The organism is Sphingobium sp. 15-1, from assembly GCF_013375535.1.
Classification (GTDB): Bacteria; Pseudomonadota; Alphaproteobacteria; order Sphingomonadales; family Sphingomonadaceae; genus Sphingobium; species Sphingobium aromaticivastans.
Window position 1 is genome coordinate 597,691 of the sequence record NZ_JABXJG010000001.1, and the last position, 13,385, is coordinate 611,075.

13 protein-coding genes are annotated in these 13,385 nt (G+C 64.6%); 7 read left to right on the top strand and 6 right to left on the bottom strand.

Features of this window, described 5'->3' with window-relative positions; translation table 11 throughout:
* Positions 1-33 precede the first annotated feature (33 nt).
* Both parE and HUK72_RS02765 read right to left on the bottom strand, forming a co-directional pair.
* Positions 34-2,010, bottom strand: coding sequence for a DNA topoisomerase IV subunit B (parE, locus tag HUK72_RS02760; protein ID WP_176595423.1), 1,977 nt, complete (start codon positions 2,008-2,010; stop codon positions 34-36).
* Between the two features lie 47 nt (positions 2,011-2,057).
* On the bottom strand, positions 2,058-2,495 hold the full coding sequence (locus HUK72_RS02765) for a MarR family winged helix-turn-helix transcriptional regulator (protein WP_176595424.1): 438 nt from the start codon (positions 2,493-2,495) through the stop codon (positions 2,058-2,060).
* Between the two features lie 135 nt (positions 2,496-2,630).
* Between HUK72_RS02765 and HUK72_RS02770 the strand changes: the two genes are divergently transcribed.
* Complete coding sequence (locus HUK72_RS02770; RefSeq protein WP_176595425.1) at positions 2,631-3,056, top strand: organic hydroperoxide resistance protein; 426 nt, start codon at positions 2,631-2,633, stop codon at positions 3,054-3,056.
* Positions 3,057-3,124: 68 nt separating this feature from the next.
* Here HUK72_RS02770 and HUK72_RS02775 read toward each other — a convergent pair whose 3' ends face one another.
* The gene (locus HUK72_RS02775; protein ID WP_176595426.1) at positions 3,125-3,802 is read right to left on the bottom strand and encodes a GcrA family cell cycle regulator; all 678 of its coding nucleotides are present in this window, start codon (positions 3,800-3,802) and stop codon (positions 3,125-3,127) included.
* Positions 3,803-3,919: 117 nt separating this feature from the next.
* On the opposite strand from HUK72_RS02775, the gene HUK72_RS02780 reads away from it, so the two are divergent.
* Complete coding sequence (locus HUK72_RS02780) at positions 3,920-4,768, top strand: ABC transporter permease (RefSeq protein ID WP_176595427.1); 849 nt, start codon at positions 3,920-3,922, stop codon at positions 4,766-4,768.
* Between the two features lie 142 nt (positions 4,769-4,910).
* Here HUK72_RS02780 and HUK72_RS27120 read toward each other — a convergent pair whose 3' ends face one another.
* Together HUK72_RS27120 and HUK72_RS02785 are read right to left on the bottom strand one after the other, a co-directional pair.
* Complete coding sequence (locus tag HUK72_RS27120; RefSeq protein WP_255325597.1) at positions 4,911-5,036, bottom strand: hypothetical protein; 126 nt, start codon at positions 5,034-5,036, stop codon at positions 4,911-4,913.
* The gene (locus tag HUK72_RS02785; protein WP_176595428.1) at positions 5,036-6,355 is read right to left on the bottom strand and encodes a UDP-glucose/GDP-mannose dehydrogenase family protein; all 1,320 of its coding nucleotides are present in this window, start codon (positions 6,353-6,355) and stop codon (positions 5,036-5,038) included. The genes HUK72_RS27120 and HUK72_RS02785 overlap by 1 nt, the downstream gene beginning before the upstream one ends.
* A 174-nt stretch (positions 6,356-6,529) precedes the next feature.
* Between HUK72_RS02785 and wecB the strand changes: the two genes are divergently transcribed.
* The 5 genes from wecB to HUK72_RS02810 all read left to right on the top strand — a co-directional run bounded on the left by wecB (position 6,530) and on the right by HUK72_RS02810 (position 12,589).
* Positions 6,530-7,672 carry a non-hydrolyzing UDP-N-acetylglucosamine 2-epimerase gene (gene wecB / locus HUK72_RS02790; RefSeq protein WP_176595429.1) on the top strand — a complete coding sequence of 381 codons (1,143 nt, stop codon included), beginning with the start codon at positions 6,530-6,532 and terminating at the stop codon, positions 7,670-7,672.
* Between the two features lie 221 nt (positions 7,673-7,893).
* The gene (gene wecC, locus HUK72_RS02795) at positions 7,894-9,189 is read left to right on the top strand and encodes a UDP-N-acetyl-D-mannosamine dehydrogenase (RefSeq protein WP_176595430.1); all 1,296 of its coding nucleotides are present in this window, start codon (positions 7,894-7,896) and stop codon (positions 9,187-9,189) included.
* 110 nt (positions 9,190-9,299) lie between these two features.
* On the top strand, positions 9,300-10,010 hold the full coding sequence (locus HUK72_RS02800; RefSeq protein WP_176595431.1) for a polysaccharide biosynthesis/export family protein: 711 nt from the start codon (positions 9,300-9,302) through the stop codon (positions 10,008-10,010).
* Complete coding sequence (locus HUK72_RS02805) at positions 10,010-12,124, top strand: polysaccharide biosynthesis tyrosine autokinase (protein WP_176595432.1); 2,115 nt, start codon at positions 10,010-10,012, stop codon at positions 12,122-12,124. Before HUK72_RS02800 ends, HUK72_RS02805 begins: the two co-directional genes overlap by 1 nt.
* A gap of 189 nt (positions 12,125-12,313) precedes the next feature.
* Entirely contained in the window at positions 12,314-12,589 is a 276-nt protein-coding gene (locus HUK72_RS02810) for a hypothetical protein (RefSeq protein ID WP_176595433.1), read from the top strand.
* Positions 12,590-12,647: 58 nt separating this feature from the next.
* On the opposite strand, the gene HUK72_RS02815 is transcribed toward HUK72_RS02810, so the two are convergent.
* Entirely contained in the window at positions 12,648-13,142 is a 495-nt protein-coding gene (locus tag HUK72_RS02815) for a hypothetical protein (protein ID WP_176595434.1), read from the bottom strand.
* Between the last annotated feature and the right edge of the window lie 243 nt (positions 13,143-13,385).

Here is a 13,385-nt window from a genome sequence, read left to right on the forward strand (position 1 = left end):
TTGGTTTTGCGCGATTTTCAAGAAAATCGCCTGTCAGGCGTCGATCGTCTCTTCGTCGACGTTCGCGGCATTTTCCTGAATGAAGGCGAAGCGGTGCGCCGGATTGGTGCCCATCAGCCGCTCGACCAGTTCGCGGACCTGCTGCCGGTCCTCAATGTCGTCGGGCAGGGTGACGCGGATCAGGCTGCGCGTCTTGGGGTCCATGGTCGTTTCGCGGAGCTGCCCCGGATTCATCTCGCCCAGCCCCTTGAAGCGGCTGACGTCGACCTTCTTGCCCTTGAACTCCTTGCGCAGAATCTCCTCGCGATGCGCATCGTCCTTGGCGTAGAGGCTCTTGCCGCCCGCGACCAGCCGATAGAGCGGCGGCTGCGCCAGATAAAGATGCCCCCGCCGCACCAATTCCGGCATCTCCTGGAAGAAAAAGGTCATCAGCAAAGTCGCGATATGCGCGCCGTCGACATCGGCGTCCGTCATGATGACGATCCGCTCATAGCGCAGATTGTCCGGATTGCAGTCCTTGCGCGTGCCGCAGCCCAGCGCCAGGATCATGTCGGCAATCTCCTGATTGGCCAGGATCTTGGCGGTATTGGCGGACGCCACGTTCAAGATCTTGCCGCGCAGGGGCAGGATTGCCTGGGTCTTGCGGTCCCGCGCCTGCTTGGCCGAACCGCCCGCCGAGTCCCCCTCGACCAGAAAGATTTCCGCGCCCTCCGGATCGTCATTGGAACAGTCGGTCAGCTTGCCCGGCAGCCGCAGCTTGCGCGAATTGGTCGCGGTCTTGCGCTTGACCTCTTTCTCCTGCTTGCGCTTCAGCCGCTCGTCCATCCGGTCGAGTACATAGGCGAGCAGCGCCTTGCCGCGCTCCATATGGTCGGACAGATAATGGTCGAAATGGTCGCGCACCGCATTTTCGACCAGCCGCGCCGCCTCCGGGCTGGTGAGCCGGTCCTTGGTCTGGCTCTGAAACTGGGGATCGCGGATGAAGACCGACAGCATGATCTCCGAAGAGGTCACGATGTCGTCGGCGGTGATGTCCTTCGCCTTCTTCTGCCCCACCAGTTCGCCAAAGGCGCGGATGCCCTTCACCAGCGCGGCGCGCAGGCCGGTTTCATGGGTGCCGCCATCGGGCGTCGGAATGGTGTTGCAATACCAGCTATAGGAACCGTCCGACCAGAGCGGCCAGGCCACCGCCCATTCGACCCGCCCGGCTGCGTCCGGAAAATCCTGATTCCCCGAGAAAAAGGCGCTTGTCGCGCACTCCCGGTCGCCCACCTGCTCCTTCAGATGATCGGCCAGACCGCCGGGGAACTGGAACACCGCTTCGGCCGGCGTGTCGTCGCTGATCAGTTCCGGCGCGCATTTCCAGCGGATTTCCACGCCCGCGAACAGATAGGCCTTGGACCGCGCCAGCCGGTATAGGCGGGAGGGCTTGAACTTCTGTTCCCCGAAAATCTCCGTATCCGGAACAAAACTGACCGATGTGCCGCGCCGGTTGGGCGCCGCGCCGACCTTCTCCAGCCCGCTGCTGGGCAGGCCCTGGGTGAAGCTCTGGCGGAACAGTTCCTTGTTGCGCGCCACCTCGACCACGGTGATGATCGAGAGCGCGTTCACCACACTGATGCCGACGCCGTGCAGGCCGCCCGATGTCGCATAGGCCTTGTCCGTGAACTTGCCGCCCGAATGGAGCGTGGTCAGGATCACTTCCAGCGCCGACTTGCCCGGAAATTTGGGGTGCGGGTCGACCGGGATGCCCCGGCCATTGTCGGTGATGGTCAGCCGGTTGCCCGGCTCCAGCAGCACCTCGATTCGCGTCGCATGGCCAGCGACCGCCTCGTCCATGCTGTTGTCGAGCACTTCGGACGCAAGGTGATGCAACGCCCGCTCGTCCGTGCCGCCGATATACATGCCGGGGCGGCGGCGCACCGGCTCCAGCCCCTCCAGCACTTCGATGGCGGAGGCGTCATATTGCGGGGCGGAGGAGGGATTGGCGGCGAACAGGTCTTCGGACATGGATATAAGCTATAAGGAGGCAGACGGCGGGCGCAAGCGCGCGTTGGTCAAGGCAGCGGATCGCGCAGCGCGGCCCACAACTGCTTCACCCGCCCGTTGAGGTCGGTCAGTTGCGCCCCGTCCATGCCTGACCGTTCCAGCAAGGCTTCGCCCAGGCAGCCGCATTCCTCCCGCATGGCCGCGCCGCGCTCCGTCAGGCGCACGTCCACGCGCCGTTCGTCGGCCGTGCTGCGGGCGCGGGTCAGGAAGCCCGCCGCCTCCAGCCGCTTCACCAGCGGCGTCACGGTGCTGGATTCGAGCGACAGCCGCTCCGCGATCTGGCCGATGGTGCGGCCATCCTGTTCCCACAGGGCATGCAGCACCAGATATTGCGGATAGGTGATGCCCAGCCGGTCCAGCATCGGCTTGTAGACCCGGCCAATGGCCATGCTGGCAGCATAGAGCGAGAAGCAGAGTTGATTGTCGAGCGGCAGGGCGGCGGGCATGGCTGGTCTCCTTCACCGGTTCCATAGCATGAAAATATATATCGCGATAAATAAATCGCTGGACAAGAGACCGCGCTACGCTCATATGAAGTTTATCGCGATAAATATTATCGCAGACTATAAAGGAGCAAGCCGATGTCCATCGATGTGAAATATGTCACCCGCGCCACGGCCACTGGCGGACGCGACGGAGAAGCCCGGTCGGAAGACGGCCGTTTCGCCGCAAAGCTGTCGACGCCCAAGGAACTGGGCGGCCCCGGCGGCGACGGCACCAACCCCGAACAGCTCTTCGCGGCGGGCTATTCGGCCTGTTTCATCGGCGCGCTCAAGGTCGCGGGCGGCCAGTTGAAGATTCGCGTGCCGCAGGATGTCAGCGTCACCGCGACGGTGGGGATCGGCCCGCGCGCGGCGGGCGGCTTCGGCATCACCGCCGATCTGGAAGTCAGCCTGCCCGGCGTGGAGCGCGCCGACGCGGAAAAGCTGGTCGAGGCGGCGCACCAGATTTGCCCCTATTCCAACGCCACGCGCAACAATGTCGATGTCGGGCTGACCATCGCCTGATCGCACCACAGCCCAACGAAAAAGGGCCGCTCCTGACTGGAGCGGCCCTTTTCATGCCGGTATCAAAATCAGCGAACCCGCGGCCCGCCAAAAGGCAGGGGCGGCGGCGGACGGCGGGTGCCGCGGGGCAACTGCGCCTGATAGGCGCGCCCGCAATGCTCGACGCAATAGGGGAAGCCGGGGTTCACCGTTTCACCGCAGAAATGGAAGTCCGGCTCGCCGGGATGGCCCATAGGCCATTTGCAGATACGCTCGGTCAGGTCCAGCAGGGAGGTCTTGCCGGCGATTTCCGGGCTGGGCTTGGCCGGCACCAGACGGCGCGGCGGGGCGGGCGGAATCGGCGCCTGCTGGTCGCCCGGGCCCTGCCGCAAGAAGCCGCCGGGCCCGACCGAGATGATGCGCGGCTGCGGCTTGGGCGCTTCTGTTTCCGGAGCGGCCGCCACCGGGGCAGGCGCGGGCGCAGGCGCCGCCGGCCGGACGGGCGAGGGCGCCGCATGCTGCTGCACCGGAGCGGCGGGCTTGGGCGCTTCGGTTTCGGACGCGGGCTTGCGCATGGGCGGCGCGGCCTTTTTCGGCACTTCGTTGGCTTTCACCGGGGAAGGGCGCGATTGCAGGCCCAGGCGATGCGCCTTGCCGATCACGGCGTTGCGGCTGACCCCGCCCAGTTCGTCCGCGATCTGGCTGGCGGTCAGGCCCCGTTCCCACATTGCCTTGAGCTGGTCGATACGCTCGTCGGTCCAGGACAATGAATGACTCCTCAAAATTTCAAATTCGCGCCCTATATGGGGCGCGCCGGCCCGGGTTCAATTTCCCGTGCACAACGCCCTTGCGGCACAACCCCACAGCCGATAGTCGATCCGACCATGAACGACCAGACCAAAATTGCAGTGTCCCCGTCGCAACAGCCGCCTTTCCATGAGCCGGGCGAGCTGGTCATCCGCAATGTCAACTGGGCGGGCACCCGCGCGCTCTACAGGAAAGAAATCAGACGCTTCATGAAGGTGCAGCTCCAGACCATCTGGGCGCCCGCCGTCACGACGCTGATGTTCCTGGTTATCTTCACCCTGGCGCTGGGCGGAGCCAACCGGCAGGTGCTGGGCGTGCCCTTTGCCGATTTCATCGCGCCGGGCCTGATGATCATGGGCATGATGAACAACGCCTTCGCGAACAGCAGCTTCTCCCTGCTGGCGGGCAAGATGCAGGGCACGCTGATCGATTATCTGATGCCGCCGCTGTCGGTCAGCGAACTGCTGCTGGCGCTGGTGGGCGCGGCGGTGACGCGGGCCTTCTGCGTCGGTCTCGCGTTGTGGGCGGCGATGGCGCTGTGGCCGGGCGTGCATGTGACCCCGGCGCATCCCTGGGCGATCCTGTGGTTCGGGCTGATGGGCGCGGGGCTGACCGCCTTCATCGGCGTGCTGACCTCGATCTGGGCGGAAAAGTTCGATCATGCCGCTGCCATCACCAATTTCGTGATCGGACCGATGACGCTGCTGTCGGGCACCTTCTATTCCATCGACCGCCTCGCGCCCGCCTTTCGCGCGATCAGCCACGCCAACCCTTTCTTCTACGCCATTTCCGGCTTCCGCTACGGCTTCGTCGCGGCGGCAGACGGCGATGTCGTGGTGGGCAGCCTGGTGCTGCTGGGGCTGAATATCGCGCTCGGAGTGCTGTGCTACGCGCTGCTCAAGCGCGGATGGAAGCTGAAGGCTTGATTCCGGATGTGCGGGTTTCAATCATTTCTCACCTTGTCACCCCGGGCTTGACCCAGGGTCCCGCTACCTGAGGCTGACTGCGAGTGACAAAAGAAAAGCGAGACCCCGGGTCAAGCCCGGGGTGACGAGCTTCAAATATTCATCAGGTCAACCCGGCAATCACCGGCACCACCAGTGTCAGGACGAGCAAGGCAACCGCCCCCATCACCCAATGATGCAGCCGGGGAAGGGCGCGTTCATCGCACCCTTGCTCTGGTTTCAACAGCATCAGACGTTGACGCCCTTGCCCCCGACCCGCGTCAGCGCAAAGCCAGCCGCCTCCGCCTCCCGGCGCGGATAGATGTTGCGCAGGTCGACCAGCACCGGCTCGTTCATCGACGCCGCCAGCCGCTTCAGATCCAGCGCCCGGAACGCGTCCCATTCCGTCACCAGCACCAGCGCGTCGGCCCCGGTCGCCGCCTCATAGGCGTCCTTCGTCATGCTCACGCTCGGCATCAGCGGCGCGGCGACCTCCATGCCCTCCGGATCATAGGCGACGATCTTCGCGCCCGCATCCTCCAGCGCCTGCACGATGGCCAGGCTCGGCGCGTCGCGCATGTCGTCGGTGTTGGGCTTGAAGGTCAGGCCCAGCAGCGCCACCGTCTTGCCCCGCGCCTCGCCGCCCAGCGCCTTCACGATCTTGCGCCCCATGGCCCGCTTGCGCAGGTCGTTCACCTGCACGACCGTCTCCACGATGCGGATCGGCGTATCGAAATCCTGCCCGGTCTTGACCAGCGCCAGCGTATCCTTCGGGAAGCAGGAGCCGCCATAACCCGGCCCAGCATGCAGGAATTTCGACCCGATCCGGTTATCCAGCCCGATCCCCCGCGACACGTCCTGCACCTCCGCGCCGACGGCTTCGCACAGGTCCGCCATCTCGTTGATGAAGGTGATCTTGGTCGCCAGGAAGGCGTTGGCGGCATATTTGATCAGCTCGGCCGTCCGCCGCCCGGTGAACATGACCGGCGCCTGGTTGAGATTCAGCGGCCGATAGACCTGCGCCATCACGTCGATGGCGCGCTCGCTGCCCGTCGTGCCGACCACGACCCGGTCCGGCCGCTTGAAATCCCCGATGGCCGCGCCTTCGCGCAGGAATTCCGGGTTGGACACGACCTGGATGTCCAGATCGGGCCGCGCTTCCCGGACGATCCGCTCGACCTCGTCGCCGGTGCCGACGGGCACGGTGGATTTGGTGACGATGACGGTCGGCCCATCCAGCGACTCCGCGATTTCCTTCGCCGCCGCATAGACATAGCTCAGGTCCGCATGCCCGTCGCCGCGCCGCGAGGGCGTGCCCACGGCGATGAAGATCGCATCCGCGCCCTTCACGCCCTTCGCCAGATCGGTGGTAAAGGTCAGCCGCCCGGCCGCCGCATTGCTACCCACCAGATGGTCGAGGCCCGGCTCGAAAATCGGCATCCGCCCGGATTCGATCGCGGCGATCTTGCCCGCATCCTTGTCCACGCACACCACGTCATGGCCGAAATCGGCAAAGCATGCGCCTGACACCAGCCCGACATAGCCCGTGCCGATCATCGTGATCTTCATAAAATAACTGAGCCCCCGATTGGGAAGATGGTTGGGCTGGCCTCTAGCACAGCTTTTCGCCAATGCGAAAGCGGGCGTCGGGGGTACCCATGTTCAGGGGATGGTTACCATTTTCTGCCAGGCACTTACCCGAAAGACGGCTTGCAAAGGCCGGAAAATGGCAAAGGACAGCAAATGAAGGTTGCGCTGGTGTTCGGGACGCGCCCCGAAGCGATCAAGCTGTTTCCGGTGATTCACGCGCTGCGGGCGCGGGGCGACGTGGAAACCCGCGTGATCGTGACCGCGCAGCATCGCGGCCTGCTCGACCAGGTGCTGGAGATCGCCGGGATCGCGCCCGACATCGACCTGGACGTGATGACCCCCAACCAGACGCTGGACGGCCTGACGGCGAAGCTGATCGTGGAACTGGGGAGGGCGTTCGACGCGGAAAAGCCGGACCGCGTGGTCGTGCACGGCGATACCCTCACCACCATGGTCGCCAGCCTGGCGGCCTATTACCGCAAAATTCCGGTCGCCCATGTCGAGGCGGGGCTGCGCAGCGGCGACATCCACCACCCCTGGCCGGAGGAGGTGAACCGCCGCGTGGTCGCCTGCATAGCGGACATGAACTTCGCCCCGACTGAGGAGGCTGCCAATGCCCTGCTGGCGGAAAATCGCGACCCGGCGACCATCCATATCACCGGCAACACCGTGATCGACGCGCTGCTCGCCACCCGCCAGCGCGTGCTGAGCGAACCCAGCCTTGCGGCGGGCCTCGACGATCTGGCCCATCGCTTCGCGGGCAAGCGGATCGTCGCCGTCACCAGCCACCGCCGCGAGAATTTCGGCGGAGGCATGGAGGCGATCGCTCGCTCCATCGCTGAGATAGCGGCGCGCCCCGACGTGGCGGTGATCTTCCCCGTCCACCCCAATCCCCATGTGCGCCCGGTGATGGACGCGGTGCTCGGCGGCCTCCCCAATGTCGCGATGATCGAGCCGCTGGACTATCCGCATTTCGTCCGCCTGCTGGACCTTTGCCACCTCGTCCTGACCGACAGCGGCGGCGTGCAGGAAGAGGCGCCCTCGCTCGGCAAGCCGGTCCTCGTAATGCGCGAGACGACCGAACGTCCCGAAGGCGTGACGGCCGGCACCGCGAAACTGGTCGGCACCGACCGCGCAAAGATCGTCCAATCGGTCTTCGCCCTGCTGGATGACGAAGCCGCCTACGCCGCCATGTCCCGCGCCCACAACCCCTTCGGAGACGGCCACGCGTCGGAGCGCATCGCAGACATCATAGCCGCCAGCGCGCAGGCTGAGGATATGGAAGAGGCGGCCTAAACTCGATTCCGTCATGCTGAACTTGTTTCAGCATCCATTTATCCCCACGCTCCGCCGCCTGCGGGGCATGATGGATGCTGAGCCGAAGGCCAACGCCAGTTAAACAAGTTCAGCATGACGAATTGGGGATATGACGAATGGGGAACAGGCGGTCCGTTACCGAAATCTTCAGCATTTCCCGTCACAAACCGACGGAATTCAAAAGCTTCCCCAGGACCTCCATGCCCCTCGAAAAGCTCCAGCAGAAGGTATCCGTCATCGGCCTCGGCTATATCGGCCTGCCGACCGCCGCCCTGATCGCGCGCGGCGGCGCGCAGGTCGTCGGCGTGGACGTCAGTGCCCATGTCGTGGAGACGGTCAACTCCGGCCGCGTCCATATCGAGGAAGTCGACCTCGACGGCCTGGTCCAAGGCGTGGTTTCCCGCGGCAACCTCCGCGCCAGCCTGGAGGTCGAGCCCAGCGATGTCTTCATCATCGCCGTCCCCACGCCCGTAGCCGAAGACCGCGCCCCCGACATCAGCCACGTCCTCAAAGCCGCCCGCACAGTCGCGCAAGTTCTGAAAGCGGGCGACACCGTCATCCTCGAATCGACCTCTCCCGTCGGCACCACCGAAGCCATGCGCGACCTCTTCGCTCAGCTTCGCCCCGACCTCAAAATGCCCGAGCCGGGGGTCGCGGGCGACATCGCCATCGCCTATTGCCCGGAGCGGGTTCTCCCCGGCCGCATCCTGGTCGAACTGATCGACAATGACCGCTGCATCGGCGGCATCACGCCCCGCTGCGCCCGCAAGGCGCTGGGCTTCTACCGCCAGTTCGTGCGCGGCGCCTGCATCACCACCAGCGCCCGTGCCGCCGAAATGGTGAAGCTGGTCGAAAACAGCTTCCGCGACGTCAACATCGCCTTCGCCAACGAGCTGTCCGTCATCGCGGAGCGCATGGACATCGACGTGTGGGAGGTCATCCGCCTCGCCAACCGCCACCCCCGCGTCAACATCCTCCAGCCCGGCCCCGGCGTCGGCGGCCACTGCATCGCGGTCGACCCCTGGTTCATCGTCCATGGCGACCCGGAAAACAGCCGCCTCATCCGCACCGCCCGCGAAGTCAATGACGGCAAGACCGACCATGTCGTCGCCAAGGCCTCCGACCTGATCGACGCGTTCCCCGGCGAGGAAATCGCCTGCCTCGGCCTCGCCTTCAAGCCCAATATCGACGATTTCCGCGAAAGCCCCGCCGTGAAGGTCGCGGCCCGCCTCGCCAAACGCTATGGCCGCCGCATCAAGCTGGTCGAACCCTATGCCCATGACCTGCCGATGGAGTTCGCCGGAACCGGCGCCGAACTGATCGATCTCGATACGGCTCTGGAACAATGCGGCGTTTTCGTCATTCTTGTCGATCATGACATGTTCAAATCGGTTCCGGTGGACGAGCGCGCCGACAAGGCCGTCTACGACACGCGCGGCGTCTGGCCGGATCAGCCCCGGCGAGTCGTCCCGGATCAGGCCCGGATCGCCATCTGATCGGTGGCGCATACGCGCCTGCGGTTGCCATGTATCGGTTGCGCCGTTAACCCCGCCTGAAACGGCGCGTTTTGAACGCGCTGCCTGAATGATGCGGGGACTTTGACGGCATGAACCGGCCGACCGACAGCAAGAGCCAGATGCTGGCCACGATCATGGCCTGCGCGCTGCTCGGCGCCTGCTCGACCGTGGAGGACGCGCCGAAGGGGGATGCCGCCTATGCCGCCATCCCGCCCGCCCCAGCGGTCGGCATCGATTACCGCATCTCCCCCGACGACATCTTGCGCATCCAGATCTATCACGAGCCGGGCCTGTCGCTGGAAGACGCGCAGGTGACGGCGGCCGGCATGGTCCGCATGCCGCTGGTCGGGGACGTCTCCGTCGCAGGCCTTTCCGCCGGCGAAGCATCGGACGTCATCGCCGGGCGGCTGGGCGACCGCTATCTCGTCTCTCCGCAGGTGACGGTCTTCGTCAAGAAAGCGGTGGGCCGCCGCATCACCGTCGACGGCGAAGTCCGCGAACCGGGCCTGTTCCCGCTCGACGGTCGCCTCAGCTTGCAACAAGCGGTCGCGCTCGCCAAAGGACCGACCCGTCTCGCCAGCCTCAGCCGGATCGTCGTGGTCCGCCAATCCGATGGCCAGCGCAAGGCGGCGATGTTCGATCTCGGCGCTATTCGCAAGGGCGAGGCGCCCGATCCCGAAATCCTCCCCGGCGACACCATCATCGTCGGCCTCTCCCGCGCCAAGGCGATATTGGGCGGCGCACTGCTCGCACTACCAGCGGTCGGCGCAGGCTTCGTCGCGCTGGACGGAGGGCTCTGATGGGGGGACCGGGCCTGCTGATCGACGGCGCTTCCGCCTCCACCACGATGGAGGGCCGCGCAGCGCGCTTCGCCACCGCTGCGAACGGGGCATGGGTGGCGGTGCGACGGCATCGCATCATCCTGTTCGTCACCATGGCGCTGTGCGTGCTGGCGGGCGTGGTCTTCATTCTGCTTTCCACCCCCGATTACCGGGCGACCGCCTCGGTCGAGGTGGAGGATATTCCCGCCGGAGCCGCAGGTGCCGCCGCCGCGCAACGGCAGGCGACGCCCTCCGACAATGAAGCGTTGATGCAGACCGAGCTGGAGGTACTGCGCAGCCGCGCTCTGGCGGAGGATGTGGCCCGCGAACTGGCGCTGGTCGGCAGCCGCACCTTCTTCGACGGCATGGATGTGCGCCGTCCGGACCAGGGGGCAGGCTCGCTCAGCCAGCGGCAGGTCGAAACCGAAATGGTCGTGAACCTGCTGCGCGACAATCTCCACGTCGAACTGCCCGGCAAGTCCCGCGTCATCCGCATCAGCTTCACCAGCGCCGATTCGGTGCTGTCGGCCCGCGTCGCCAACAGCTATGCCGACAGCCTGATCCGCGCCGACCTGAAGCGCGGCTTCGAATCCGGGGTTCAGGCCCGCCGCTTCCTGCTGGGGGAGCTGGACGGCGCGCGCAAGGATCTGGAACGGGCGGAGCGCGACCTCGCCGTCTATGTCGCCAATACCGGGGCGATCGCGCCATCGGAATCGAAGGACGGCGAAAGCGGTGACACCCCGCCCGAAGGCACCACCGCGACCCGGCTCGCGCAACTGAATGCCTTCCGCGCCCAGGCGACAGCGGACCGGATCGCCGCGCAGAAGCGCTGGGAAAGCGCCCGCCTGTCCAGCGTCGAGACCCTGCCCGAAGTGCTGAACAACGGCGCGATGCAGCAGATCATGACGGAACGGGCGCAGGCGCGGGCGCAGGTCGTGCAGGAACGCCAGTTCCGCAAGGACGCCCACCCCGAAATGCGCGAAGCCCGCGCCCGGCTGGCCGCGCTGGACGATCAGGCGGAGGGTATGGCCAACACCATCCGCGCCTCGCTCAAGGAACAGTTCGACGTCGCCATCCATGGCGAAAAACAGATCCAGTCCGAAATCGCCAAGGTCGAGCGGCAGGCGCAGACCGAACGCGGCCGGGGCGTGCAGATGAGCATCCTGGAACGCCAGGTCGACACCTATCGCCTGCTGCACGACAGCCTGCTCCAGCGCTATCGCGACATGGCCTCGCAGGCGGGTTTCCAGGCGGGCCGCATCCAGCCGCTGGACCGGGCGGCGGTGCCCTCGCGCCCATCCTCGCCCAATATCGGCGTCACCATGTTGTTCGCGTCACTGGGCGGGCTGCTCCTGGGGCTGATGGCGGTCGCCGGACGGCATATTTTCGACGATGCCGTGACCTCCGCCGACACGCTAGCGGAGCGGGTGAACCTGCCGCTGCTCGGCGCCGTCCCGGCGGGCGAGAAACCCGCGGCGGAGATTTTCGCGCCCATGGCATCCTCGCTGCTGCTGGGATCGGCGGCGGGCCTGCCGCGCTCGATCCTCGTCACCAGCGCGCAGGAAGGGGAGGGGAAGTCCTCGACCCTCCATGCCCTGGCGAAAGCGCTGGCGAAGCTCGACAAGCGCGTGCTGGTGATCGACGCCGACATGCGACGGCCCAAGCAGCACAGCCTCTTCGGCATCTCCCCCACACGCGGCATCAGCGAATTGATGACGGGCCAGGCGAAGATGGACGATGTCATCGTGGACAGCGGCGTGCCGGGCGTATCCCTGCTCCCCTGCGGCGCGATCCCGCCCAGCCCGGCCGAACTGCTGGTCACGCCCGTGATGGATTCCCTGCTGGCGACGGTGCGCGAGCGCTACGACACGGTGCTGATCGACGCGCCGCCGGTCCTGGGCCTGTCGGATGCCTGCCTGCTGGCGAGCAAGGCGCAGGTGACGCTGTTGGTGGTGGAATGGGGCCGCAACCACCATGGCGGCCTGCGCGTGGCGGTCGACCGCCTCCGCCGGGCGGGGGGCGCGATCATCGGCGCGATCCTGACCAAACAGGAAGGCCGCCCCTTCGAATATGACTATCACCGGGGCGGCTAGAGGGCCTCCAACCTCCCTCCGTCATTCCCGCGAAAGCGGGAATCCATCTCCCCAGCGTTGCGCTTGAGGTAACGTCAAGAAATAGATTCCCGCTTTCGCGGGAATGACGAAGATGGGTGGATAGGAGACAGTCCGGTTTGAAGCTGACAACCGCTATAGCCGACCTTGCTCGCGATATTGACTTAAGACATGATCCGATTGGTGGATCACGAAGGATATAGGAACCCGGCTACAGGCGCAGGGCGGATTGGATGTGCAGTCGCATCCATATTCGGCATCGTTTTTGGTTTGCCGTTCTTCTTCATCGCCACCTATGCAAGTGGCGGCTGCGAAGGCGCTCCGCAGCCATGCAAAAGCGATAATACATGGTTCTGGCTCGCGCTGCTCATCATCGCGCTTTCATGTACAGGTGTGGGATTGTTGACACGTAGTACTATTCTGCGCTTTCAACGCCGCAAACGGTAAGGTTGGGTGGATAGTGGACGGGCGGCTTCCAGCGGCAGAGAGTTGTAAGCTGACACCGCTAGTTACGGGTGACTTGACTGGTCGCACGCAAGGGCAGGCCACAATTTTCTTCTATGGCTTCGTTCACCTTTTTCATTAGGGGCATGAATGCGTCGAGTTGAGCCGCTGGCCAAGGCTCGCCCATTTTCTCCATGCCGTTATAATAAGAACGCTCTTTCCCATCGTCCGCGATTTGCAGGGCTGCATTCTGATTTGGTCCATATCTCCACTGATTTATGACGCTGATTATCTTTCCGCGATGAGGAAGAATTTGATAGCTCTCATTACGGTCAACCCGATGGACAACCTGTCCGACGCCATCAATTTTTCTGATCGTGTGATCAACACACGGTAAGTTCGCTTTTTCGGTCAGATTTGCTCGCGTCCTCACGCCGGAAATAGGATCGCACGCTGCGACCAAAAGAGCGATGGCAGGTATCCAACAGCGTATCTTCATATGACCGTTGTGGCATTTAAGTTGACGCAGCAAAAGTCTGCTTGTCAGCGTCTGCAAGCTTCCATCTTATGGCTCAAAATGGTCGTCAGGCGACTATCACGCCCACATAGCTATGGCGCTGATGGATAGTAGGATCGCGATAGCAATGCCCGCCCATGCGCGCCAAGGCAGTAGCGATCCAATAAAACCAGCTAAGAAATCCATCATCTCTTAGATGATGCAGTGTTCATTCAACGTTCGCAATCAGGAAACGCAACGCGGCGGATTCGTGACCGACATTGGTCGTTTTCAGACTCTCCT